This is a genomic window from Acinetobacter sp. YH16040_T, assembly GCF_024605785.1.
Lineage (GTDB): Bacteria > Pseudomonadota > Gammaproteobacteria > Pseudomonadales > Moraxellaceae > Acinetobacter > Acinetobacter amyesii.
The window spans coordinates 3,110,339-3,136,186 of sequence record NZ_CP094541.1; the positions used below are offsets into that span (position 1 = coordinate 3,110,339).

The 25,848-nt window shown below is 42.5% G+C and carries 24 protein-coding genes and 5 tRNA genes; 11 read left to right on the plus strand and 18 right to left on the minus strand.

The features are described 5' to 3' along the window. Positions 1-118 precede the first annotated feature (118 nt). Genes MST16_RS15335 through MST16_RS15360 form a run of 6 tightly spaced genes read left to right on the plus strand, consistent with a single transcriptional unit; the run spans position 119 to position 6,343 of the window. Positions 119-2,959, plus strand: coding sequence for a monovalent cation/H+ antiporter subunit A (locus MST16_RS15335; protein ID WP_180066168.1), 2,841 nt, complete (start codon positions 119-121; stop codon positions 2,957-2,959). A 1-nt stretch (position 2,960) separates the two neighbouring features. After that, the gene (locus tag MST16_RS15340) at positions 2,961-3,326 is read left to right on the plus strand and encodes a Na+/H+ antiporter subunit C (protein ID WP_078189407.1); all 366 of its coding nucleotides are present in this window, start codon (positions 2,961-2,963) and stop codon (positions 3,324-3,326) included. After that, positions 3,326-5,134: a monovalent cation/H+ antiporter subunit D gene (locus MST16_RS15345; RefSeq protein WP_180012106.1), complete on the plus strand. Its 1,809-nt coding sequence runs from the start codon at positions 3,326-3,328 to the stop codon at positions 5,132-5,134. The genes MST16_RS15340 and MST16_RS15345 overlap by 1 nt, the downstream gene beginning before the upstream one ends. Before the next feature lies 1 nt (position 5,135). Then, entirely contained in the window at positions 5,136-5,657 is a 522-nt protein-coding gene (locus MST16_RS15350; protein WP_180005484.1) for a Na+/H+ antiporter subunit E, read from the plus strand. Beyond that, entirely contained in the window at positions 5,654-5,929 is a 276-nt protein-coding gene (locus MST16_RS15355; protein ID WP_078189410.1) for a monovalent cation/H+ antiporter subunit F, read from the plus strand. The genes MST16_RS15350 and MST16_RS15355 overlap by 4 nt, the downstream gene beginning before the upstream one ends. A gap of 12 nt (positions 5,930-5,941) precedes the next feature. Further along, positions 5,942-6,343, plus strand: coding sequence for a Na+/H+ antiporter subunit G (locus tag MST16_RS15360; protein WP_168378199.1), 402 nt, complete (start codon positions 5,942-5,944; stop codon positions 6,341-6,343). Positions 6,344-6,361: 18 nt separating this feature from the next. Here MST16_RS15360 and MST16_RS15365 read toward each other — a convergent pair whose 3' ends face one another. From MST16_RS15365 to tpiA, 14 genes are all read right to left on the minus strand, one after another. Further along, the gene (locus MST16_RS15365) at positions 6,362-6,556 is read right to left on the minus strand and encodes a hypothetical protein (RefSeq protein WP_180005485.1); all 195 of its coding nucleotides are present in this window, start codon (positions 6,554-6,556) and stop codon (positions 6,362-6,364) included. A gap of 35 nt (positions 6,557-6,591) precedes the next feature. Further along, complete coding sequence (locus MST16_RS15370) at positions 6,592-7,653, minus strand: transposase (RefSeq protein WP_257245660.1); 1,062 nt, start codon at positions 7,651-7,653, stop codon at positions 6,592-6,594. Between the two features lie 74 nt (positions 7,654-7,727). Then, positions 7,728-8,267, minus strand: coding sequence for a M48 family metallopeptidase (locus MST16_RS15375; protein WP_180092138.1), 540 nt, complete (start codon positions 8,265-8,267; stop codon positions 7,728-7,730). A gap of 292 nt (positions 8,268-8,559) precedes the next feature. Continuing rightward, entirely contained in the window at positions 8,560-8,967 is a 408-nt protein-coding gene (locus tag MST16_RS15380; protein WP_180092140.1) for a ribosome-binding factor A, read from the minus strand. Continuing rightward, positions 8,967-11,660, minus strand: coding sequence for a translation initiation factor IF-2 (gene infB, locus MST16_RS15385; protein WP_180092143.1), 2,694 nt, complete (start codon positions 11,658-11,660; stop codon positions 8,967-8,969). The genes MST16_RS15380 and infB overlap by 1 nt, the downstream gene beginning before the upstream one ends. 10 nt (positions 11,661-11,670) lie before the next feature. Then, positions 11,671-13,155 (minus strand): transcription termination factor NusA, encoded by a 1,485-nt coding sequence (gene nusA, locus MST16_RS15390; RefSeq protein ID WP_078192558.1) that lies wholly within the window; start codon positions 13,153-13,155, stop codon positions 11,671-11,673. Positions 13,156-13,190: 35 nt separating this feature from the next. Then, positions 13,191-13,715 (minus strand): ribosome maturation factor RimP, encoded by a 525-nt coding sequence (gene rimP, locus MST16_RS15395; protein ID WP_078192559.1) that lies wholly within the window; start codon positions 13,713-13,715, stop codon positions 13,191-13,193. Positions 13,716-13,931: 216 nt separating this feature from the next. Continuing rightward, positions 13,932-14,008: transfer RNA gene (locus MST16_RS15400), tRNA-Met, on the minus strand. Between the two features lie 90 nt (positions 14,009-14,098). After that, a tRNA-Met gene (locus MST16_RS15405) sits at positions 14,099-14,175 on the minus strand. Positions 14,176-14,233: 58 nt separating this feature from the next. Then, positions 14,234-14,310: transfer RNA gene (locus tag MST16_RS15410), tRNA-Met, on the minus strand. Positions 14,311-14,383: 73 nt separating this feature from the next. Then, positions 14,384-14,460, minus strand: a tRNA-Met gene (locus MST16_RS15415). A 48-nt stretch (positions 14,461-14,508) separates the two neighbouring features. After that, a tRNA-Leu gene (locus tag MST16_RS15420) sits at positions 14,509-14,593 on the minus strand. A 52-nt stretch (positions 14,594-14,645) separates the two neighbouring features. Beyond that, the gene (gene secG, locus MST16_RS15425) at positions 14,646-14,975 is read right to left on the minus strand and encodes a preprotein translocase subunit SecG (RefSeq protein WP_078192560.1); all 330 of its coding nucleotides are present in this window, start codon (positions 14,973-14,975) and stop codon (positions 14,646-14,648) included. 13 nt (positions 14,976-14,988) lie between these two features. After that, positions 14,989-15,780 (minus strand): triose-phosphate isomerase, encoded by a 792-nt coding sequence (gene tpiA, locus MST16_RS15430; protein ID WP_180092145.1) that lies wholly within the window; start codon positions 15,778-15,780, stop codon positions 14,989-14,991. Positions 15,781-16,055: 275 nt separating this feature from the next. Here tpiA and pilB point away from each other — a divergent pair, with 275 nt between their 5' ends. From pilB to coaE, 4 genes are read left to right on the plus strand one after another with little or no spacing between them, the layout of a single operon-like run. Then, on the plus strand, positions 16,056-17,765 hold the full coding sequence (gene pilB / locus MST16_RS15435; protein WP_180004674.1) for a type IV-A pilus assembly ATPase PilB: 1,710 nt from the start codon (positions 16,056-16,058) through the stop codon (positions 17,763-17,765). 32 nt (positions 17,766-17,797) lie between these two features. Further along, complete coding sequence (locus MST16_RS15440) at positions 17,798-19,024, plus strand: type II secretion system F family protein (protein ID WP_168378204.1); 1,227 nt, start codon at positions 17,798-17,800, stop codon at positions 19,022-19,024. After that, positions 19,024-19,884: an A24 family peptidase gene (locus tag MST16_RS15445; RefSeq protein WP_180004675.1), complete on the plus strand. Its 861-nt coding sequence runs from the start codon at positions 19,024-19,026 to the stop codon at positions 19,882-19,884. The genes MST16_RS15440 and MST16_RS15445 overlap by 1 nt, the downstream gene beginning before the upstream one ends. A gap of 9 nt (positions 19,885-19,893) precedes the next feature. After that, on the plus strand, positions 19,894-20,496 hold the full coding sequence (gene coaE / locus MST16_RS15450; RefSeq protein WP_180092148.1) for a dephospho-CoA kinase: 603 nt from the start codon (positions 19,894-19,896) through the stop codon (positions 20,494-20,496). A gap of 14 nt (positions 20,497-20,510) precedes the next feature. Here the strand turns inward: coaE and MST16_RS15455 are convergent, their stop codons facing one another. The 3 genes from MST16_RS15455 to MST16_RS15465 all read right to left on the minus strand — a co-directional run bounded on the left by MST16_RS15455 (position 20,511) and on the right by MST16_RS15465 (position 22,699). Next, positions 20,511-21,431 carry a DMT family transporter gene (locus MST16_RS15455; protein WP_373686350.1) on the minus strand — a complete coding sequence of 307 codons (921 nt, stop codon included), beginning with the start codon at positions 21,429-21,431 and terminating at the stop codon, positions 20,511-20,513. 8 nt (positions 21,432-21,439) lie between these two features. Beyond that, positions 21,440-22,198, minus strand: coding sequence for a 23S rRNA (guanosine(2251)-2'-O)-methyltransferase RlmB (gene rlmB / locus MST16_RS15460; RefSeq protein ID WP_180092154.1), 759 nt, complete (start codon positions 22,196-22,198; stop codon positions 21,440-21,442). Positions 22,199-22,375: 177 nt separating this feature from the next. Then, positions 22,376-22,699 carry a pyrimidine/purine nucleoside phosphorylase gene (locus tag MST16_RS15465; protein WP_067763086.1) on the minus strand — a complete coding sequence of 108 codons (324 nt, stop codon included), beginning with the start codon at positions 22,697-22,699 and terminating at the stop codon, positions 22,376-22,378. A gap of 597 nt (positions 22,700-23,296) precedes the next feature. Between MST16_RS15465 and recN the strand changes: the two genes are divergently transcribed. After that, entirely contained in the window at positions 23,297-24,958 is a 1,662-nt protein-coding gene (gene recN / locus MST16_RS15470; RefSeq protein WP_180092157.1) for a DNA repair protein RecN, read from the plus strand. A gap of 94 nt (positions 24,959-25,052) precedes the next feature. Here recN and MST16_RS15475 read toward each other — a convergent pair whose 3' ends face one another. Then, complete coding sequence (locus MST16_RS15475) at positions 25,053-25,778, minus strand: hypothetical protein (RefSeq protein ID WP_180092160.1); 726 nt, start codon at positions 25,776-25,778, stop codon at positions 25,053-25,055. Positions 25,779-25,848: the final 70 nt, after the last annotated feature.

Sequence of the window (25,848 nt, forward strand, 5' to 3'; positions counted from 1 at the left end):
TTGTTTTTAATTTTTTTGACACACATGGCTTTCAAGATTGAATTTTTGGACTGCTCTTTGCTGTCCTGTAATCCTTGAAAGATGAAATACACCTAGGTTTCACCGCCTAATCATGACAATGGATACGAGTGTGCTACCGATTATTATATTGTTACCGTTAATACTAGGCACAACACTTGTCTCGTGGTTGAAGCAATTCTCTCGCGGGGTAACAGCTTTAGGGGCGATTGGCGTCAGCCTCAGCAGTTTAGTTTTATTATTGAGTCAGGCTCAAGATGTCTTTAATGGCAAAACCATCATTCAAACTTGGCCGTGGCTCACTCAAGTTGGCATTGATTTCAGTTTTCGTCTCGATGCATTGGGCTTATTGTTTTCCCTGCTCATTACCGGGATCGGCACCTTAATTTATATCTATGCCTACTATTATTTAAGTCCAAAGAATTCGCTCAGTAAACTGTATGTTTTATTGATGCTATTCATGGCTGCCATGCTCGGCATTTCATTGTCTAATAATTTAATTTTATTACTTATTTTTTGGGAACTCACCAGTATTTCATCTTTCCTTTTGGTCGGTTATTGGAGCAATTACGACGCAGCTCAGCGTGGCTCTCGAATGGCTTTGACCATTACAGGCATGGGTGGTCTATGTATGTTGGGTGGTTTTGTTCTGCTGGCGCAAATCACAGGCACCTATCAGATTGACCAAATCCTGACGATGAGTAGCCAAATTCAGCAGCATTCGCTTTTTGTGCCCACACTCTTATTGATTTTAATGGGGGCCTTTACCAAAAGTGCACAGTTCCCTTTCCATTTTTGGTTGCCAAATGCCATGGCGGCACCGACCCCCGTCTCGGCTTATCTACACTCTGCCACGATGGTGAAAGCCGGAATTTTCTTGCTTGCACGCTTATTGCCAATCTTTGCAGGCGCGGCGTTGTATCACAACTTGGTCACCTTTATTGGTTTGTTTACCTTATGTATGGCGGCCTTCTTTGCCATTTTCAAAGAAGATTTAAAAGGGCTGTTGGCCTATTCCACCATCAGCCATTTAGGTCTGATCGTTTGTTTACTCGGGATCGGTTCTCCCCTCGCAGTTGCCGCTGCTATTTTCCATATCATTAACCATGCAACCTTCAAAGCAGCCCTATTTATGATCGCGGGGATTATTGACCACGAATCAGGTACACGTGATTTACGAAAACTCTCTGGTTTATGGCAATTACTTCCGTTTACAGCAACGCTGACCATGATCACTGCGGCCTCTATGGCAGGTGTACCATTAACCAATGGTTTCCTTTCTAAAGAGATGTTCTTTACTGAACTTTTGGCCAACCTGACTGGGCCAGTGATGATCGTGTCAGCCATCATTGCCACCTTTGCCGGTATCTTTGCTGTCGCGTATTCGGTACGTTTGGTTCATGGGGTATTTTTTGATGGTCCACTAGGGAAAGATGTTCCCAATAAAGAAGCGCATGAACCACCGTTTGGCATGCGCGCACCAGCAACCTTACTGGCTGCTTTATGTATTTTAGTTGGACTCTTCCCTGCGTTATTGGTTGAGCATATTGTCAATAGTACCGCGCGTGCGAGTATTCAAAATACTGCGTTTGAAGGTACACATTTAGCGATTTGGCATGGTTTAAATGCACCCCTTTTGATGAGTGTGATTGCACTTTTAGGTGGTTTAGTTTTCTATTTCGCATTGGCAAAGGGCGGCAAATTACGCCGTATCGATTTGGATCCTCTTTTGGGCCGTTTGCAAGGCAAAATCCTGTTCGACTTATTTTTAAAGCATCTTTTACTCAGCTCAAGAAAGTTCCGTCGCTTTACTGAAAATGGCAAATTACAAAGCTATTTATTGTGGATTTTAATCTTTAGTGTAGCCATCGTCATTGTTCCATTTTGGCTGCAAGGTATCGGCACAGGCAGCCGTGAACTGATACATGCACCAATCATCGCAATCGTTCTGTGGCTATTATTATTCTCTGCATGTTGGATGATGCTTTGGTTCCACCATGAACGGATTAAAGCCGTCCTCATCAGTGGTGCAGTCGGTCTGGTTGTGACTATGGTGTTTATCTGTTTCTCCGCTCCAGATTTGGCGCTCACGCAGATTACTGTTGACGTGGTGACCACCGTGCTCTTACTCATGAGCTTATCATTATTACCACAGCTCACACCTTATGAGTCGAGTGTGTCTCGTCGTTGGCGAGATGCAATAATTGCGATTATTGCAGGTTTAGGGATCGCATGGATTTCATGGCTGATCATGACCCGCGATCATAATTCCATCTCATGGTTCTTTATGCAGCAATCCATCCCACTTGGTGGTGGTACCAATGTGGTCAACGTGATCTTGGTCGACTTCCGTGGCTTCGATACCTTTGGTGAAATTACCGTACTGGGAATTGCCGCAATTGGTACGCTGTGCATGATGGATGGTATGCGTGCTCATGGTACCACCATTACGCAAGGTCTGACCTATCGTTTTAATCCGTCACCACTGATGTTCCGTATTACATCATCATGGATTTTGCCTTTAGCACTCGTCATCAGCTTATATATTTTCCTACGGGGTCATAATTTACCAGGCGGTGGCTTTATTGCAGGCTTAATTACCTCTTTAGCCTTAGTGATTCAATATATTGCGCTCGGCCAAGACCGTGCTGAACAACTGATTGGTGCAAAATCAGGTCGCTTATATGAAGTTTGGATTGGTATTGGTTTAACCATTGCGGGGCTGACAGGTATCGCGGCTTGGCTATGGGGGCGTCCATTCCTGACCAGTGCTCATATCTATGTATCGCCACCCATTTTAGGTGAAATGCACCTTGCCTCCGCTGCCCTCTTCGACACAGGTGTCTACATCACCGTTGTGGGCGCGACGATGTTAATGATTTCCGTCTTAGGCGACTCGCGTCACTCGAGTATGTCTGGTCCAGTTCCAAGAGGCGAATAAGATGATTAGTTTAGAATTTTTACTCGCTTCAGCCATTGGCTTACTGACCGCAACAGGGGTCTACCTGATTTTGCGGGCACGTACCTTTCCTGTCGTGCTGGGTTTAGCCATGATTGGCTATGCTGTGAACTTATTTTTATTTGTCATGGGACGTATTCATGTCAACGCACCGGCTGTGTTAACCGAAACCACCAAAGCGACCGACCCTTTACCGCAAGCCTTGGTCCTGACCGCCATTGTGATTGGCTTTGCGACCACAGCCTTTATCGTACAATTGGCTCTGCGTAGCCGCTATGAAACCGGAACAGATCATGTGGACTCCAAAGAAGAAATACCGCAAATTGACCCGCGGGAGGATGAGCCATAATGCATGACTTCATCCAATTTTGGACTACGCATAGCCCGATTTTCAGTATTTTAATTCCTGCAATTACTGCATTTATTTTAGTCCTGCTGGGCAACCCCGGCTCTGGTTCTTTGGCGCATGACTGGCGACAACCTTGGCGTCGTGGAATCAGTTATGTTTCAGGCATTCTCGGGCTGATCACATCTATCAGTTATTTGATGATCGCCAGCTCTGGTCAAGTTTTGGTTTATAACCTGAGTGAATGGGCCGCACCATTCGGCATCGTCTTAGTCCTAGATCGACTCTCAGCTTTCATGTTGGTGCTGACCTATGGACTTGCTGTGCCAGTGATGTGGTTTGCCAGCAAAGAATGGGACGAGCGTGGTCGTTATTTCCATGCCATGTGCCATTTCTTACTGATGGGTTTGTGTGGTGCGTTCCTGACAGGCGATTTATTTAACCTGTTTGTGTTCTTTGAAATCCTGTTGATGGCATCGTATGTATTGCTCTTACATGGTCAAGGCAAAGCACGTTTTCAACTTGGTATTCATTACGTCACCATTAACCTATTTGCCTCTGCCCTCTTCCTGATTGGACTCGGGATGATTTACGGCAGTGTAGGTAGCTTAAATATGGCTGATGTTGCACGACTTATGCCTTTGCTTGAAGCGGATCAACATCGTATCGCAGTGGCTGGTGCATTGTTACTGTTTACCGTCTTTGGCATCAAAGCTGCAATGCTGCCTGTAGGGTTCTGGTTACCAAAGACCTATGCTGTGGCAACCACGCCTGTGGCAGCCTTATTCACTATAATGACCAAGGTCGGCATCTATGCCATTCTCCGTGTCAATGGTACTGTGTTTGACGATGGGATTAGCCGTGAAATCTTACAACAGTGGTTGTTACCGATTGGCTTAGTAACCTCGCTCTATGGTGCCTATAGTGCTATCGGAACGGATCGCTTACGTCGTTTTGTCGGTTTTATGATTTTGTCTTCTATCGGGACAATATTGGTTGCGATTTCACTCTTTAATACTGATGCATGGGCTGCGGGGCTTTATTACCTGATTCACAGTACCATCATTGGTGCAGCTTTTTATATTCTCTCGGGTTGGATTACCTCACAACGTGGCGAATTTAAAGATCATTTTAAAATTGCGCCCCGTATGAAACAGCATAATACCGTTGCTGTTTGCTATTTCATCATTGCGTTGATGATGGCTGGTCTACCGCCATTTAGTGGATTTTTGGGTAAAGTATTTCTCTTGCAAGCAACGGCCAATTCACCTTACCAAATTATGATTATTTTGATCGTATTGTTGGTGAGTTTACTCAGTATTATCGCATTCACTCGAGTTGGTTTTGTGCTTTTCTGGCGTTCATCTCGCCCAGAAGATGATATTGATACTGAAGAATATCAGCGTTATCAGGCTTTGCCGAATAAGGCACCGCTTCGTAATGACAAAACCATTTATCTGCTGTTAACAGCGCTTGTGGGATATATGGTTTTTGCTGCACCGATCTATGACTATACCTACAAAACTGCGCAGCAAATTCAAAACAATCCATTATATGAATCATTGCTGCTAAAAAAGGATGAAAAAGGTCAAATCATCAGTGTTCAACCTTATGATCCTGAAAATTTACCTGAAACTAAATATGGTGGTGAATCAGCCGATCCAAATGCACACCTCATTCCTGCATTGATTGCACCTGAAACTCTACATGGCGAGCATATTTCTGAGTATAAGCAACGCCAAATTCAAGGACAGCAACAAGAAGAAAAACTACCTGAAGAGACCCAACTAAAACCGATGGAGGCACCTTAACATGGCGAAAACATCTGTATTAAATCGCTGGTTTCCACATCCATTGGTATCAGTCATGGTTGGTCTGAGCTGGGTGATGTTAGCGCACAGTCTAGATGCGGCCACACTCTGCATGGCCTTGGTTTTAGCCATTGTTATTCCACGATTGGTTCGCCCTTTTATTGACCGAACGCCGAATATCAACTGGCTGGCAGCATGTAAATTATTCTTTGTGGTGCTGTGGGATATTATTGTCAGTAATATCCATGTTGCAAAATTAGTCCTTGGGCCAACACATAAACTGCACCCGAAATGGTTCCGTGTTCCTCTCGATACACAGCATGAGGAAGTCAATTCTTTACTTGCGATGATCATCACCACCACACCCGGTACAGTGTCTGCTGGGATTGACCAAGACCGTGGTGATATTTTGGTCCATGCGCTGAGCACGGATGACCCTGAAGCGGAAATTCAAACCATTAAAGAGCGCTATGAACACCCTCTCATCCTCATTTTTGGCGCTGATACAGGAGAATCCACATGACAATTTTACCGTATGCGCTTGGCATCTGTTTAGTTGCGGTGACGATCTCGATGTTACTGTGCCTCATCCGCTTAGTGATGGGACCCTCAATCGTAGACCGACTACTTGCTTTAGATACCTTATTTTTAAATGCCACCTGTTTAATTGTCATTTTAGGTATTTATTGGGCAAGTACATCGATGTTTGAGGGGGCATTATTGGTTGCCATGCTTGGGTTTGTGTCTACAGCCGCTTTAGCACGCTATTTCACCACTGGCCACGTGATCGACTAGGAGTCCATTAATATGCAATTAGTCATGGAAATTTTGGTCTCGATTTTTTTGGTTATTGGCGCTTTTTTCATGTTGGTCGGCGGTATTGGCATGGTTCGCCTACCCGACTTATTTATGCGTCTGCACGCACCGACCAAATCGAGCACCTTAGGCTTAGGAAGTTTTCTAATAGCTGCAATTATTTATGCGGCATTTCAAGGCCGTTTTGGTTTTGCAGAGATCTTGATCACGCTCTTTGCCTTTATTACAGCACCGGTTTCTGCAAACCTTATGGCGCAAGCGGCATTACATTTACGACTGCGCTCGATGAGTGGTGATGCACCAGAAGCGCTCAATCGCCCTCTTCCTTGGCAACGAACTCGGCGCCGTGCCTTTCACTCTAAAGTCCATTCAAAACCGGAAGATCTGGATTAATTCCAGATCCAGTTTTGTTTATGTCTTCGAGCTAAAAAATTCTTTGATTCGCATCCACATTTTTTCAAATACGCTACTTTGAGCCATATATTGCAAACGCTTTTGGTTATATGGCGTCGTTTTTAAACCATATTTTTCAGCTAAATCAATCAGCATATTTGTTTCATAACTACTTTGAAAATGATCAGACCATTTAGGCTGATATTGACTCATCTCAAGATTCGCCAATTCTTGACATCCTCACCCCCTTAAAAGAGGGTGATTCCTACAGCTAGACGCTTATGCCCAAGCGCAAGAATGTTTAGAGCTGAGTTTATATCTCGATCATGAGCTGTACCACAGCTCATGCACTCCCATTCTCTTATTCCAAGATCTGTCTTACCTTTTGGACTACTTGAGGTGATCTCACCGCAGCACGAACAGATTTGGGTGGTATAGGCTTCTTGGACTTCTTCAAACAATACGCCTGCGTTCTCGCATTTATACTTGAGCATTGTTTTTAGTGCAGAAAATCCTGTATCCAAAACAGATTTTGCCATTTTGGTTTTTACTAATTTTTTAGCACTCAAGTCACCTACAATAATCAATGCATTTTCATTCACAAGCTTGGTGCTTGCTTTATGCAAATGATCTTTTCGACTATTTGCAATCTTGGCGTGTAATGCACGAACACGCTTCTTATTCCTGGCTCTCTGAGCAATACCTAATTTCTGCTCATATTTTCGATAGAATTTTGGATTTGAAATTACAGTGCCATCAGAACAGGTGGCAATATCTTTTAAGCCTAGATCAATACCAATCGCTTTGGTTGCTGTCGATTTATCTTGCTTAGGCGATTCAACAACAAGACATACATACCAACGCCCACGGCTATCCTCTACAAATGAACCTGTTTTTAACGTGTATTTGCTTAAACCGTAGCTATCCCAAAGCTTAAATTGGTGTTTTCCATACTGGACATATCCATTGGCATATTTGATAGCCACCTTTTTAAAGGGAACCCATCCCAAAGAGCGCCTTGCTGATTTTTTATTGCTGACACGCCATTTCAGCTTTGCCTTTTTAAATTGCTTTCTTCGGGTGACTAATTCTTCAGTTACAGCCTGAATGGTTTGACTATGTAAATTACATTCTTTGGATGTGCCTTTCGTATATTTGGCAATATCAAAAGCAGAGAGAAATTCACCTTTCCGCTTCAAATGCCTAAACCCTAAATCATTGACATAATTCCAGACGAAGTTCACTTCTGATGCTAGTTGGTCTAACACCTTGCGATGTTTGTCTTTTATACGTAATTTAAGGGTTTTCATGTACTTATATTAACAATCAGAACTCAAGGAAAATAGTCCTTAGTTAAATCAAACGACACTTCATGTCGTGTCGCTTATATCTCTGACCTGAAGGACAGAGTTTTACGCTCCATTTGATAAAACAGCTGTGCCATCACGGCATTCTGTCTTGAAACAAAATTTTTCCGCTCATTAATCTGTAAACTGGCCTGCTCTCGTATAGCATCATATTCTGCCGTTGTGAGTTTTCGCTGATTCTTCCAGTGCGCATCAGGTACATAACCTGTTCCATAATGTACATTCAACAATGGAAATTCATGAAAATATTTTGCCGTCGCACGTTTTTCTTTGGCTGTTAAAATATTCAGATGAATCCATTCACTGCCAAGATGAATCGATGGATCACGCTTCATACCTTCAGCAATCCATTTTTTGGCTAGTGAAATATTGCCGATCAACTCATAAGCTGTGCCTAAATTCACTGCCGTCTTCGGTAAACCTGGATGCTCTTTTTCAATTTCACTTAAAACCTTAATGGCTAAATCGTGACGACCTGCGTGGATCTGATGTACGGCAAAATCAATTTCTGCTTGATAGTCTATTGGGCTAGGATGCCTTGATACAAAGTTATTCAATTTCTCATCATGATCTTCTTCAAGTTGATTTTCTTTTTATGAATCAGATGTATAAAAATCTTCTACATAGGTATTTAAACATGCCCAACTTGGCATAGTGATGAGTAATATGCTGCTCAATAGCATGATTTTTTTTCATTTCATTGTTTTTACAGATAGGCGGATTGAATATCATGTTCGACCTGTCTCTCATTAGCACATTATAATTTTAAAGTGATTGAGTTTTTAAGTTACTGCTATTCAAACATAAAAAAGCCACCCGAAGGTGGCTTTTTTCATTCAGCGAACTGAATTATTCATCATCTTTTTTTGCTTCGCCAGTAGGAGGTAAGTCCTTGACCGCTTCCGCAATTAGACCAAACATATAGTTGCCATAAGCATTTGTTTTGTCGTAATGGAAACGCAAACGTGGCGTAATACGTGTTTTGATACGACGACTCAGTTCATGACGCAAGAAACCAGATGCTTTATTCAAGACATCTAAAGTTTCTTTATTTGCAGCTTCACTTTGCTCATCGCCTAGCTCACGCCCCATTACAGTCACATAAACTTCGGCATATCCTAAGTCTGGGCTCACCTTCACGGCAGAGATGGTCACAAGACCACCTAAGCGTGGATCTTTCAGCTCCTGACGGATCAGTTCTGACAACTCACGTTGTACTGTATCCGCCATACGCTTCAGACGTTGACTACCCGCCATTAAAGACTCCGTTTAATCAATTGAACATCGTACACTTCAATCTTATCTTGTGCTTTGATGTCTTTATAGCCTTTCACCGCAAGACCACATTCCATACCGGCACGAACTTCTTCAACCACATCTTTGTAGCGACGAAGAGATTCAAGCTCGCCTTGGAATACCACCACGTCATCACGTAATACGCGAATCGGTTTATTACGGTGTAATGTACCTTCAAGTACCATACAACCTGCAGCAGCACCGAATTTACTTGAGTGGAACACTTCACGTACTTCAGCAACACCCAGAATTGTTTCACGGTGCTCAGGCGCTAATTTACCGCTCATCGCATCTTTCACATCATCAATTAATTGATAGATGATCGAGTAGTAACGAATGTCGATACCATCAGCATCAGCTTTTTGACGTGCAGTATTATCAGCACGTACGTTAAAGCCGAGAAGAACCGCTTCTGATGATTCAGCAAGTGTTACGTCAGACTCAGTGATCGCACCAACACCTGAACCAATAATACGTACTTTCACTTCATCAGTTGCAAGTTCAGCAAGTGCAACGTGTAATGCTTCCAAAGTACCACGTACGTCTGTTTTCAATACCACGTTGACAATAGGCACATCTTTCTTGCCCATAGACGCCATGATATTTTCAAGACGCATCGCAGATTGACGCTCAAGACGTTTTTGACGTTCACGATCCATACGCGCATCAGCAACTTCACGTGCTTTTTTCTCGTCATTTACAACAAGAACTTCATCACCCGCCATTGGCGCTTCTGGTAGACCCAAGATTTCCACAGGAATCGAAGGACCAGCAGATTTAATACGTTGACCATTTTCATCTGTCATTGCACGTACACGACCGTATGACGAACCTGCAAGAACAAGGTCACCCACTTTCAATGTACCGTTTTGAACAAGAATCGATGTTACCGCACCACGTCCTTTGTCTACACGTGCTTCAATTACAACACCTTGTGCCGCACCCTCTTCAGATGCTTTAAGCTCAAGAAGTTCGGCTTGAATTGAGATCAAGTCAAGAAGTTCGTCGATACCTGCACCGCTGTGCGCAGAAACCATTGCCACTGGAACGTCACCGCCCCATTGCTCAGGTACGATTTCTTTCGTCGTCAACTCATTCAATACGCGATCTGGATCAGCAGACTCTTTATCCATTTTGTTGATAGCAACAATAATTGGCGTACCTGCTGCACGTGCATGGTCAATTGCTTCAGCAGTTTGTGGCATAACACCATCATCTGCTGCAACAACCAACACTACGATATCTGTAGATTTCGCACCACGTGAACGCATTGCAGTAAATGCTGCGTGTCCCGGTGTATCTAAGAAAGTAATAATACCTTTTTCAGTTTTCACATGGTATGCACCGATGTGCTGTGTGATACCACCTGCTTCACCTGCAGCCACTTTAGAGCGACGAATACGGTCAAGAAGTGATGTTTTACCATGGTCAACGTGACCCATAATTGTCACAACTGGCGGACGAGTGGTTTGGACACCACGCGCTTCTTCAGCTGCTTCAAGTAAGTTGTCTTCTGCTTGTGTATCCGAAACAAGTACTGGATTGTGACCCATTTCTTCAACAACAAGTACTGCGATTTCTTGATCAATCGCTTGGTTTTGAGTAACCAATTCGCCCATTTTCATGAGTGATTTGATAACTTCGCGAACTTTAACCGCCATTTTCGCAGCCAAGTCAGCAACAACAATTGTTTCACCAATTTCAACATCATAAACTTGTTTTTTAACTGGTTTTTCAAAGCCATGCTTGTTCGCTTGACTTGTTTTTAAACCACGTTTATGTGAGTTATCACGGAAAGATTGCTCTTCACCACGACGACCACCTTTTTTAGGTGAACGTGAATTGTTGGTATTGGTACCACGTTTAATTTCACGGTCTTCTTTCGCAAATGAATCTTCATATGCCTGACCTACAAGGCCGGCAGCAAGCGGAGAATCATCTACAACACGAATGGTCGCAGTAGTGTCTTCGTTAGAATACTTAGACGCCATTTGACGCATTTGCTCAAGCGTACGTTGTTGCGCTTCTTCAGCGGCTTTACGACGCGCCGCTTCTTCTACAGCTTTCAATTGTGCTGCTTGAGCTTCACGTGCTTTTTTCTGTTCTAGAGTTTCAACAGGTTTTGTAATTGGCTTGTTGTTTGACTTACGTTTTACAACAACCGCAGCTTTCGGTGTTTCTTGCTTCGCATGTTCTTGCTTCGCAGCAGCGCGCATTGCTTCTAAAGCTTGTTTCGCTTTAGATACTGGTTGTTGCTTCGGTTCTTCAGCTTTCGCTTCAACCTTAGGTTCCTGTTTACGTGCTTGTTGGTCAGCTTGTGCTTTCGCTAATGCTTCAGCTTTAATTTGCTCAGGATCCGGTTTAACAAATGTATGTTTCTTACGAACTTCTACATTAATCGTTTTTGCCTTGCCCGATGTACTCGCCACTTTAGCAGTACTGGTAGTTTTACGTTTCAACGTGATTTGTCCTGCATTGCCCGCATCCTGACCATGAACTTTTTTCAAATGGTTAACGAGGGCATTTTGTTGTTCAGTGGAGATAATATCGTCAGGTTTAGTTTGTGGTAAACCCGCATCACGAACCTGTTCCAGTAGCTTCTCAACTGGACGACCCACGCTGAGAGCTAACTCCTTAATCGACTTGTCCGTCATATATTACCTCCTAGTTAAACCATGATTCGCGCGCTTTCATAATAAGTTGACCTGCTTTTTCAGCACCTAAACCTTCGATATCAGAGATATCGTCAGTGGCTTGATCTGCAAGATCATCTACAGTTACCACACCGCGAGCGGCAAGCGCATATGCGATTTCTTTAGTCACGCCTTCCATTGCAGCAAGCTCTTCGCTTGGCTCTTGGATGTTTTCTTGTTGCTTCAATGCATCAGCCAATGCAATTTCTTTTGCACGACCTTGTAGCATTTCAACAGTTTCAGCATCAAGTTCGATCTCATCGAATGTTTCCGCAGGAACATACGCGATTTCTTCTAATGATGTGAAACCCATTTCAACTAACGCCATCGCTAAGTCTTCATCAATATCTAGACGTGTAACAAACATATCTAAATATTGTTGCGCTTCGTTTTGTTGGCGTGCGTGATATTCTTCTTCAAGCATCATATTGAGCTTGTAACCAGTCAATTCAGATGCTAAGCGTACGTTTTGACCTTGAGAGCCAATTGCACGTGCTAACTGATCACTCGTTGCAAAAATAATATCTGCAGTACGTTCTTCTTCATCAATCACGATACCTGATACATCAGCAGGCTCTAAAGCACTTGCAATGTATTGTGCCGCGTCATCCGACCAAACGACTACATCAATACGCTCACCATTTAACTCTGACTGAACCGCTTGGATACGTGTACCACGCATACCAATACATGCACCTACAGGATCAATACGGTGATCGTTTGTTTTCACAGCGATTTTAGCACGAACGCCAGGTTGGCGTGCAGCTGCCTTAATCTCAATGATTTCTTCAGCAATTTCAGGAATTTCTTTCTTCATCAATGCGATGAGCATTTCTGGTTTAGAACGAGAAAGTAATAACTGAGCACCACGGCCTTCACGGTTCACATTAAACAAAATCGCGTTTACACGTTGTTTAGGACGTAGAATTTCTTTAGCGATCATTTCTTCACGCGCAAGATATGCTTCTGCATTGTCACCTAAGTCAATGATAAAGCCATCTTTGGTTTGTTTTTTCACTTCACCGTAGATGAGTTCACCAACTTTAGATTCGTAAGCATCTGCAATTAGCGCACGCTCTGCTTCACGAATTTTTTGAACAATCACTTGTTTCGCAATTTGTGCCGCAATACGACCAAAATCAATCGATTCAACTTCAAGTTCACGAATATCACCAATTGCCCATTTTGCAGGATCTACATCAGAGATCGCATCTTGGCATGCTGGCATTTCGTGATCTTCGTCGGCAACCACTTCCCATTGACGGAAAGTACGGTAATCACCAGTACGACGGTCGATTTCTACACGTAGACGAGCTTCTTCCGAGTGAGTTCCCTCGTAGAATTTCTTCTTAGTCGCTGCAACTAAAGCTTGTTCAAGCGCTTCAAAAATTGCATCACGACTTACACCTTTTTCGTTACTAACCGTTTCTACTACGGTAAGAATTTCACGAGCCATAAGTCACCTATTCGTTCAGATTCTTATTTATTAAATTAATCTTGGAAAACCAGATTTGCTTTATCAATATTGTGGCTGTCAATATCCAACACTTGTTGCTTTTCAACTTCAACCTGAATCATTTCGTTCTCAAGGTCTACGTTAACAAGTTTGGCTTGGAATTTACGACGATTATCTACAGCACTGATCAAACGCAAAGCGACTTGCTGACCAATGTATGCCGTCATTTGTTCCAATTTAAAGAACTGACGATCCCAACCTGGAGATGACACTTCTAATGCATATTCGCCTGAAATTGGATCATGTACATCCAACATCGCACCCACTTGCTGAGTGACACGAACACAGTCCTGCACGCCGATACCACGGCCTTGCTCAACTTCGCCATCTTCATTGATGACAGGTTCTGCATTTTCATCAACTTCACGGTCGATATAAATACGTAACAGTGAACGTTTTCCTTGAGGTTGGAAATCAATCCCCCAAAGTTCTACATCACATGCTTGCACCGCTGGGGCAATTAAGTCCTGAAGTGCTTGAGTTTTATTTGATAGCTTCATTTACTCTCGTCAAATTTGTGCGATTCGATGGTCGAAATGACCACTACAGACCAATGCGAAACTATAGTAGTAGTGAAACATGACGGTTTGACCAAAATACTGTCGACACTACACGATAGCCAATAAAAAAGGGCGTAAATCGCCCCATTATTACACAGAAAACCATAGTCCACTGTGCAAAAAGGCCCACCTAGTTGTGAGCCTCTTTTAGAAACTTGGTAGCGGGAGCTGGATTTGAACCAACGACCTTCGGGTTATGAGCCCGACGAGCTACCAGACTGCTCCATCCCGCATCAACATGCAAAAATTATATACAATTTCTTGGTCATTTTCAATCTAAAACAACCTGAAGAATTGCCCTACTGAGTTGCATCTCAGAGGATTGGTAGCGGGAGCTGGATTTGAACCAACGACCTTCGGGTTATGAGCCCGACGAGCTACCAGACTGCTCCATCCCGCATCAACATCACAATGACTTTCAGATAAACTGCTTATATAGATTGTGTGCTATATAAGATTGGTAGCGGGGGCTGGATTTGAACCAACGACCTTCGGGTTATGAGCCCGACGAGCTACCAGACTGCTCCACCCCGCATCAATATGCAAATAGTTTTCTCAGCTTTAAAAGCTGTCCATTTAAAAGTTTGCATCTTAAAAATAGAATTGATTGGTAGCGGGAGCTGGATTTGAACCAACGACCTTCGGGTTATGAGCCCGACGAGCTACCAGACTGCTCCATCCCGCATCAACAGAGTTTTGCTGCATACACCAACTTATGTTCTGGATTATAAGTTGGTGCGGAAGGGGGGACTTGAACCCCCACGCCCGAAAGCACTACCACCTCAAGGTAGCGTGTCTACCAATTCCACCACCACCGCAGCTGTGACGCATTCTAGTCGCAACACGTCAAAAAAGAAAGTGCTAAATAAATTATTCAGCGCTTTTTGGTGCAGTTGGCGAAGTTTCAGCCGATTTTGCAGGCGCAGTCGGTACTGAAGAAATCGCATTCAGACTATAAGCATCTGTCGTTTGTTTCTTTGCAAACACAGCAAGTGTCAAGCTCGTAACGAAGAACAAAGCCGTTAAAATCGCAGTCAAACGGGTCATAAAGTTACCCGAACCCGATGCACCAAATACAGTTGCAGCACCGCCGCCACCAAAAGATGCACCCGCATCTGCGCCTTTACCATGCTGAACTAAAATCAGCACGATCATTAAAATCGCTAAGATAATATGTACCACCAGCACAAACGTATGCATGCTGAACTCCTAATTATTTTGTATTTGCAAATGCTTGAGCAATTTTATAAAACGACTCTGCATTTAATGATGCACCACCGACCAGCGCACCATTGATATCTGGACAGGCTGCCAACTCTACTGCATTTTCAGGTTTTACACTACCACCATAAAGAATCGCAGTATGAAGTCCCATTGGGGTGATTTGGCTTAAACCTTCACGAATTTTAGCATGCATCGCTTGCGCATCTTCAGGTGACGCTGTTTTACCTGTGCCAATGGCCCAAATTGGCTCATAAGCCACCACAATTTGTTTCCACTGCTCTGCTTGTACAACAGCAGCAATATCACATATTTGTTGTAACACAACCTGTTCTGCTTGGCCGCTTTCACGTTGTTCTAAGCTTTCACCCACGCAATAAATCACAGTCAAACCTGCGTTTAATGCATTTTTTACTTTTTCATTAATGATATGCGGTTGATCAGCAAAAATTTCACGGCGTTCTGAATGACCAATCAGTACAAATTCAATACCATAATCTTTTAATAGCTCAGCACTAAGCTCACCCGTGTATGCACCTGTACCTGCGACGCGAGAAACGTCTTGTGCAACAGTCATGATGTAACGGCTTGCTTGTGCTAATTCATTTTGCACCGAGGTCAGAGCAATAGCTGTTGGTGCAACCCCAATATGGCATGCCGCTTCAGCAATATTTTGTTCATTTAATAATTGCTTAAAATTCTTAAGAAGTGCGCCAGCATCGGCTTGCAATGGGTTCATTTTCCAGTTACCCACTACCCAAGGCGTAATCGTCGAACCCGACATATTTATCCCACATGACAAAGATGAAATCGGGCACATTCTACACGTAATTCATAATTTTGAAGATAAATTTCAACACATTTGCATCTTCGAACCACACCAGTCATTCCAAGATCTTCACTTTTCTGTAAAAAAATTAAGCAGATTTAAGGACTGGTTCATGCTTTTTACCAATTCTTAGCTAGTGACAACACTTTAAGATATGGTATTTTTGTGCAACAAAAGTATAATTTTGCTATACCAATTATAAACAGACTGAAGCATAGGCAAGTAAAAGCATGACAGCAGTTCAAGGTTCTTCAAGATTTACGGGGTTTATTCGTCGCTTAGTTGACGAAGGGCATCTGTCTGCCGAAAAAATGCAAACAGCGCTGCAAAATTCAAAAAAGGCTCATCAAGATATCGTGCCGCATTTGATTCAGGAATATCAACTTTCAGCACGCCTGATTGCAGAAACCATCTCGATAGAGTTCGGTGAACCGGTTTTTGATATTTCAACTTATGACACGTCTTTAATCATTCGTGATGAGTTTGAAGATAAGTTAATTACCAAGCATCGTATTTTGCCCATTTTTAAACATGGCAATTTGTTATTCGTTGCGATCAGTAATCCCACCAATATTGAAGCTGTAGATGCTATCCGATTTGGTAGTAAGCTCAATACCGAAACCATTATTGTTGAACATGACAAACTTGAAAAGTTAATTGAGCAGAACTTCGCTGAAGAAAGTACTTTCGACTTTGATGATGACTTTGATCTTGATTTAGAACAGGAAACGATAGACCCAGCTGAACAAGCAGATGAAAAAGACAATGGTGATGAAGCGCCGATTGTTAAATACATCAATAAGCTGCTAGTCGATGCGATTCGTATGGGTGCATCTGACTTACATTTCGAACCCTACGAAAAGACCTATCGCGTCCGCTACCGTGTCGATGGCGTGTTAAGAACAATTACCAATCCGCCCTTGCAGCTCGCGACTCGACTTGCTTCGCGTTTAAAAGTCATGTCACAAATGGACATCTCGGAAAAACGTATTCCACAAGACGGTCGTATCAAGTTAAAGCTGTCAAAGAACAAAGCCATCGACTTCCGTGTGAACTCCTTACCGACCTTGTTTGGTGAAAAACTTGTTCTACGTATCCTTGACCCTTCTAGTGCGATGTTAGGGATTGATGCGTTGGGTTATGAACCGGATCAAAAAGAACTGTTCATGCAGGCTTTAGAAAAACCGCAAGGCATGTTGCTCATTACCGGTCCAACGGGTTCCGGTAAAACCGTATCTTTATATACAGGTCTAAACATTCTTAACCGTGAAGATACCAACATTTCAACGGCCGAAGACCCTGTGGAAATTAACTTAGAAGGGATCAATCAGGTCAACGTAAATAATAAAGTCGGCCTCACCTTCTCTGCAGCATTGAAGTCATTCTTACGTCAAGACCCTGATATTGTGATGGTCGGTGAGATTCGAGATTTAGAAACGGCTGAAATTGCCATTAAAGCAGCTCAAACGGGTCATATGGTGATGTCTACACTACATACCAATAGTGCACCTGAAACATTGACACGCTTACGCAATATGGGCGTGCCCTCATTTAACATTGCGACATCCGTGAACCTTGTCATTGCGCAGCGACTTGCGCGTCGCCTATGTTCACAATGTAAAGAAACAGTAGAGGTACCAAAACAAAGTCTACTGGAACTTGGTTTTACTGAAGACGATTTAAATACACCAGAATTTCAAATATACCAACCTGTCGGTTGTTCCGAATGCCGCGAAGGCTATAAAGGTCGTGTCGGTATATATGAAGTCATGAAAGTGACACCTGAAATTTCAAGAATTATTATGGAAGATGGCAATGCCTTACAAATTGCCGAAGCTTCAAATCAAGCAGGTTTTAACAATTTACGCCGTTCAGGCTTAATTAAGGTCATGCAGGGGGTGACTTCACTTCAAGAAGTCAATCGTGTGACCAGTGAGTAAGTGAATTAGTATTTAAAAATAAGGATAAATTCATGGCTGTAAAAAAAGCGCAGATGATGCCAACCTTCAGTTATGAAGGCGTGGATCGCAAAGGGGCGAAAATCAAAGGGGAAATGCCTTCGCGTAATATGGCTTTAGCCAAAGTCACTTTACGTAAGCAAGGCATCACCATTAAAACCATTCGAGAAAAACGCAAAAATATTCTCGAAGGCTTGATGAAAAAGAAAGTATCCACTTTGGATATCACGGTATTCACGCGCCAACTTGCAACCATGATGAAAGCCGGTGTACCGCTCGTTCAGGGTTTTGAAATCGTGGCGGAAGGCCTAGAAAACCCAGCCATGCGTGAAGTGGTCTTGGGGATCAAAGGTGAAGTTGAAGGCGGTAATACCTTTGCTGGTGCGCTGCGCAAATATCCGCAGTATTTCGATAACCTATTTTGCTCCTTGGTTGAATCAGGTGAACAGTCGGGTGCACTTGAAACCATGCTAGACCGTGTTGCCATTTACAAAGAAAAAAGTGAATTGCTTAAGCAAAAAATCAAAAAAGCCATGAAATACCCAGCAGCGGTCATCGTTGTCGCTGTTATTGTGACGATTATTTTGATGGTAAAAGTGGTTCCCGTATTCCAAGACTTGTTTTCATCATTTGGTGCAGACTTACCTGCCTTTACCAAAATGGTGGTCAACATGTCGGAATGGATGCAAAAATATTGGTTCTTCCTCATCATTGGAATTGGAGCTGTGATTGCTGGTTTCATGGAAGCGAAAAAACGTAGCAAGGCTTTCCGTGACTTCTTGGACAAAGCTGCACTGAAAGCACCGATTTTTGGTGATTTGGTTTATAAAGCAATTATTGCCCGCTACAGCCGTACCTTGGCAACCACATTTGCAGCCGGTGTACCCTTAATTGATGCGCTTGAATCAACTGCAGGTGCAACCAACAACGTGGTATATGAAACAGCTGTGTTAAAAATTCGTGAAGATGTGGCGACCGGCCAGCAATTGCAATTCGCCATGCGTGTCACCGATAAATTTCCCTCTATGGCGGTTCAAATGGTGGCTATTGGTGAAGAATCAGGTGCTTTAGATGCCATGCTAGATAAAGTGGCAACGCATTATGAAAACGAAGTTGATAATGCCGTAGATGGCTTAACCTCGATGATGGAACCCTTAATTATGGCGGTACTGGGTGTCCTCGTTGGTGGTCTTGTGATTGCAATGTATCTTCCAATCTTCCAAATGGGTTCTGTGGTTTAATGCAAGAATTAATAACATATTTAATCAATACCCCAATTGCGATGTATTTCGCAGTTGGGATTTTTAGTCTTTGTATTGGTAGTTTTTTGAATGTGGTGATTTACCGCACACCAAAGATGATGGAACAAGAATGGCGCACAGATTGCCAACTGTTTTTACATCCAGACCAACCGATTATTGATGAAACAAAGATCACACTAAGTACCCCTGCTTCAACCTGCCCAAAATGCAAAACGCCCATTCGTTGGTATCAAAACATTCCGGTCATCAGTTGGATTGTGTTACGCGGAAAATGTGGAAGTTGCCAAAACCCGATCAGTAGCCGTTATCCACTGATCGAGCTACTCACCATGATCTGCGCGCTGATTGTTGTTGCTGTTTTTGGCCCAACCATCCAAATGCTGTTTGGTCTGGTGCTGACTTATGTATTGATTGCATTAACATTTATTGATTTTGACACCCAACTTTTACCTGACCGTTATACCCTTCCTTTAGCTGCACTCGGGCTTGGCGTGAATAGCTATGCCATTTATACCTCTGCAACCTCAGCCATTTGGGGATATATCATCGGCTTCTTATGCCTATGGATCGTTTACTATTTATTTAAAATTATCACTGGCAAAGAAGGTATGGGCTATGGTGACTTTAAGCTTTTAGCTGCCTTGGGTGCATGGATGGGCCCTTTCCTGCTTCCACTGATTGTATTACTCTCTTCACTGGTAGGTGCAATCATTGGCATTATTTTGCTCAAGGTTCGTAAAGAAAACCAACCTTTTGCATTTGGTCCCTATATTGCCATCGCCGGATGGATCGCCTTTTTATGGGGTGATCAAATTATGAAAATTTATTTGGGTCAGTAAGGTCGTTGTATGACATTTGTCTTGGGTTTAACAGGTGGTATTGGTAGCGGTAAATCTGCTGCAAGCAATTGGTTTGGACTCCAAGGCATTCAAGTCGTCGATGCTGATATCGTTGCAAGGGAAGTTGTTGAACCGGGGCAATCCACACTGAATCAAATTCAACAACAATTTGGTGATTGGGTTTTACTGGAAAATGGTGAGTTAAATCGGCGTGCATTACGCGAGCATATCTTTAAAGATCCTACAGCACGTCAAGCACTTGAAGCCATTACCCATCCTGCAATACGCCAGTCCATTATCCAACAATTAAACGAAGCCACCAGCCCCTATGTCATCTTGGTTTCGCCGTTATTATTTGAAACCAATCAACATGAATTGGCCAATCACACCTTGCTGATTGATGCCACAGAACAATTGCAAATTCAGCGTGCATCACAGCGTGATGGTCAAAATATCGAGCAAATCCAAAAAATTATTCAAGTTCAAATGTCACGTCAGGAAAAGCAAAAAATTGCAGATGATATCGTGCTGAATGATGGTCATTTAGATCATCTTTATGCACAGCTTCGGCCGTTGCATCTCAAGTACTTAGCGCACGCTGAAAAAAGCTAAATAAAAAATCAGTCTTACTCAGACTGCTGTTTTTGTTGTTCGAGTTGCTGCTCTAGACTATCCTTTCGTCCCAACCATTTCCACGGTTGAATCGCTCCAATCCCCATCCCGACCAATCCACACACAATTGCAAAACTTAAGGGTTCATTCAACAGCGGTACCGCTAAAATTGCAGCAATAAAAGGTGCCAAAGTTACGATACTTCCGGCTTTAAATGCACCCAGGCGCTTGATCGCCTCTACATACGTTAAAGTCGCAATAATCACCACAAAAATACCGTGAAAGATAACTTGTCCAATGAGTTGCAATGGCTCAGGATCGGACCAATGTTTAGGGAAAAATATTAGATAAATTGGCACAAATACCACGGCAGACCAAATCGCAACCCCTGCCATGGCATGCCAAGCAGAGAGTTTCCATTGCTTAAGCAATACCGTAAATATTCCCCACCAAATGGCACTGATAAAAAACAGCAAATCACCTAAACCAAACGCTACACCGGTTTCCACATACATCAAATAACTCATTAAGCTAATGGCAGAGACCATAATCACCACACTGATCCAGGTATGCTTATCGAGTGGCTGTTTGAAGATCAGGAATGCGGCTATGGCCGTACATAAGGGAATACAACCATTGAGGAAGATTGCAGCATGGGCCGCAGGAGCATAATGAAATGCGCTATAGGCCGTTAAGCAATAGGTCACCCCACCGAGCATAGCGAGGATAAAAGGCTCTTTCTTCCATAAAAAAGCCGTATCTTTTTTATAAATCAAAATTGGCATTAAGATGCAAAATGCCAAAGCAAACCGAAGTGCCGTGATATCCCAAGCACTGATTCCCCAATTGGCACTTAAACGCGCCGTTAAGGTGAATCCTCCCCAAATACACATGGTAATGAACACATATAAATAACCTTGCTTTTGAGGAGACATCATCACTGCTATTTCAATTCATTATTACGTTGACGACATGCTTCATACAATGCCATACCTGTTGCGACACTGACATTTAAGCTTTGCAAATTGCCGGCCATTGGAATGTACACAGTTTGATCACATTGCGCCTGCGTAATAGGACGTAAACCTGTATCTTCAGCGCCCATCACCACACATACACCCGTACCTGTGAAGTCAAAATTTTGAATCGGCAATGCTTTTTCATCTAGCATGGTGCCGACCACAAGTACATTAAAGTCTTCTTTGATTTGAGCCAAGGTACGTGCCAAGTTCGTCACCTGAATAAACTTCACTTTTTCAGCACCACCTGCAGCAACTTTACGGGCTGTTGGGGTAAGCGTCGCTGAACGATCACGCGGTGCAATCACAGCTTCAACACCCATGGCTGCCGCTGTACGAATGCATGCACCAAGGTTATGTGGATCTGTAATATGATCTAATGCCAATAGCAACGCATTTGGATTGGCTTGTAATAAAGCCTCTAAATCTTTTTCGTTCAAGACTGGATGTGGGCGTACAGCCGCAACCACACCTTGATGGAACGGTTGTCCCGCAAGTTTTTCCAAACTATCACGACTAGCTTTTTGAATGCTGACACCAAACGGTTCTGCAAGCTCAAAAATACGTTTTAAACGCTGATCATCACGTCCTTTTAACGCAAATAAAGTTAAAACGCGTTCTGGCTCAAGTTCCAGTAATGACTCCACTGAATGAACGCCATAATAATATTCCGGTTTCGCCATGAACGACCTCTAATTTGCAAACTTCGATTAACTTTTGAACAGGGTATGATATCCCTAGAGCACAGCATAGGCTGCCAAAAAGAAAAATCCTGCAAAGCAAGCTTTACAGGATTTATGCTATGACACATAGTTTAACCGATTTAAGGTTAAAAAACTGTGCCTAAATTGATTGAATCATTAGCCTTCTAAGTGGCACACATAGTCCAAGACTTCATCTGTTTCAATTTTAAAACGGCTATTACCTGGCACGTAGAACGATTGGCCCGCACGGAATAATTCGCTTTCTTCGCTATCTGCAATTTGAACACGACATTCGCCTGAAATAATTTCCATACGTTCAGGTACATGAGTTTCAAAAGTCAGCGCTTGTTCAGTTGGAAGCAACACACCCAGTGTTTTCTTTGTTCCATCTTCAAATTGCACAGTATGGCTGATGCATAGACCGCCAAAATAAACATTTGATTTTTTGATTACCGATACATGATCAAACTGTGCTGACATGCGTTTTCTCCAGATAAAGCATATTTATAATATTTTGATCGATGTAGTTTAATTGTGCTGCAAAAACTAATCAATCTGTGTTGAAAACTGTGCGATAGATAATTACAAAAATCTGAGTACCGGATGTGCCCCAATTTCATCCCATCACCTCAACATTTAGAGTCTAAAACAAGCTGTGCTGTTGTACAAAATACTTTTTTGTTTCATCCACTAAAGTCCTAGTTAGGGTTAATCGAAACGCTGCAAACTCATTTCAAAAAAATAGCAGCGTGATGAATCATATTGGTAGATTTGAGTGACCAAATGATGACGTTTTATGGCAATAACACGCTAGATTAAATACAAGAATACATACACAAACGTGTTTTAAGAGGACTTGGCAGGACGTTGGTGGTTTCAGCTCACGTTATGCAAGATCATTTACTCTTTGCATCACAACACTGCATGGATACAGCGGATAAGAAACTAATTTCTTGTTAAACTGAAATTTAAGATAGAATTATGAGGTTTTTCGTCATCTTAAAATAAAACTTGTCTTGTGACCAAAACAAAACTTAATTATCTTTAACTAGAACTTTTCGCAGCTCGGATGCGTTTATGCTGACACATTTAACTCTGATCAATTTTGCATTAGCCGACCATTTAGCCATCGACATTGAACAAGGCTTTAATGTCCTGACGGGTGAAACGGGTGCAGGTAAATCTTTACTTCTAGACGCATTATCAGCTTGCTTAGGTGAACGTACAGACACCAACTACGTGCGCTATGGATCAGACAAAGCCGATGTGACAGCGACCTTTAGCTATCAAGAGCACAGCCCTGAAGCGCTTTGGCTCAAAGAACACGAACTAGATGATGAGTCTGGCGAAATCCATTTACGTCGCGTGATTTTTGCAACAGGTCGCAGCAAAGCATGGATTAATGGACGTCCGAGCAGCTTATCAGAATTAAAAGAAATTGGCCGCTTATTGGTACAACTTTATAGCCAACACAGCCAACAACAACTCTTAGAACCACCCTATCCAAAGCATTGGTTGGATCGTTATTATAATTTTTATCAGCCTGCTCAAGCCGTGCGTGATGCTTATAGCAAATGGCAAAAGGACATTCGTCAGCACCAAGCAGCACTCGACGCCCAAGCCACACGTAAGCAACGGATAGAAACGCTTGAACTTCAATTGGAAGAACTTGAAGACGTTGTGCAAACGGACTACAAAGAAATCGAGCAAGAATTTGACCGTCTCAGTCATCATGAACATATCATGCAAGATTGTAGCTATGGTCTAAATGCCCTCGATGACGCCGAGCAAAATATCAATCAAGAAATGGGCGCGATCATTCGTCGGATTGAATCGCATGCAGGACGTAGTGAACAACTTTCTGAAATTTATACGTCGCTACTGAACGCTCAAAGTGAAATTGAAGATGCGACAGCAAATTTACGTCATTTTATTGATCGTCAAAGTTTCGATCCTGAACGTATGGACGAATTAAACACTAAACTCGAAGTTTTTCATCGCTTAGCGCGTAAATATCGTACTCAGCCTGAAGATTTAAAAAATGATTATGATGCGTGGCAACTTGAGCTAGAACAATTACATCAACTTGAAGATCCTGAAACCCTAGCTGAACAAGTGGAAGTGTCTCATCAAGACTTTTTAGCCAAAGCACAGCATTTGGATGATATTCGTCGTGAAGCATCTACCCCATTGGCGAAGCAATTGACTGAACAAGTGAAGCAGCTCGCGCTCCCAGAAGCACATTTTGAATTTAAATTTGAGCCTCTAGAACAAGCTTCAAGTGAAGGTTTGAGCTTTATTCAACTGCTGTTCACCGCAAACAAAGGGATTCCTGCTCAGCCTTTAGCACGCGTGGCATCGGGGGGTGAATTGTCACGTATTGCCTTAGTCATGCAAGTGATGAATGCTGAAAAAACTGAATCCGAAGTGTTAGTCTTTGATGAAATTGATGTCGGGATCAGTGGCGGAACGGCAGAAATTGTCGGACGTTTGTTGGCTGATTTGGCGCAGCATGTTCAAATTTTATGTATTACTCACCAAGCCCAAGTCGCTGCTCAATCTGACCAACATCTCCTGGTGAAAAAACGTCAAACGGATCCTGCAAGCAGTACCATTATCGAATTAGAAGAAGATGATCGAATTCAAGAGCTTGCTCGCATGACGGGTGGTGTTGAAATTAGCGATACCACATTACAACATGCCAAACATTTACGCCAATTAAAGTTTCAGCACAGCTAAATCACCGTAAATGTCTTAAATAAAAAAGCCTTAGTTCACTTTGACTAAGGCTTTTTTTATCACTTGTGATACAACCTCTATTTAATTACGACTTCTATTTAATAATTCCTTGATAGACAAAGCCTTTTGAGCCCAAGCTATAACGTAAGTACTTCTGTTGTGGCTGATAGTTTTCATTTAATAACATCACATCCACATGTTTAGGACCAACTTTTAAATAGTTTTGACTGGAGCTTCTGTCTTTATCGTAGTGGCAATCATAATCGACTGAAATTTCATGCAGGTTTTTTTGCTTAGGTTGAAATACATAAGATTTAAGTAACTGTTTTGGCCCAACTTCAACGGCTCTTAGATGATGTAATCCACTGCAATTATCACCTTTATAATAACTCTTCACCAAATATACGGTTTTATTTTGGATGTTGATCGGCAAAATTTGATTGATATAGCCTGAGTCAAATTGATCTAAATGTTGCGTTTTTCCCGTTGCATATTGCACATAGCTGCTCCACTCCCCCATGGTGCCTCCGCCAGACACATCAAAACTATAAAATTTAAGTTTTTTATCTGGTGAATATTGCACATGAACAAAACCTTGCTTTTCGAGTTGCGTAAATCCGTAGTGAAAACTGCTCGGATCTGCCGCAATGACATCCACAATTTCACGTTCTATCGCTTCATTGACCTCATAAAAATTCAAGTTTTTATATTTTTTAATCACCTGAGATTCATGTTTTTGTAAGTCAGCGCTTCCTGCAAAGCCTGAAATAGGTAGGCTTGCACAGAGTGCCATCCCTATTATTTTTGAATAATGTGTCATTGTTTTACCCTCAGTTTATCCTGCTATTTTAAGCAATCTCAGTCATCCATCACGTATATCTTCTCCTCAC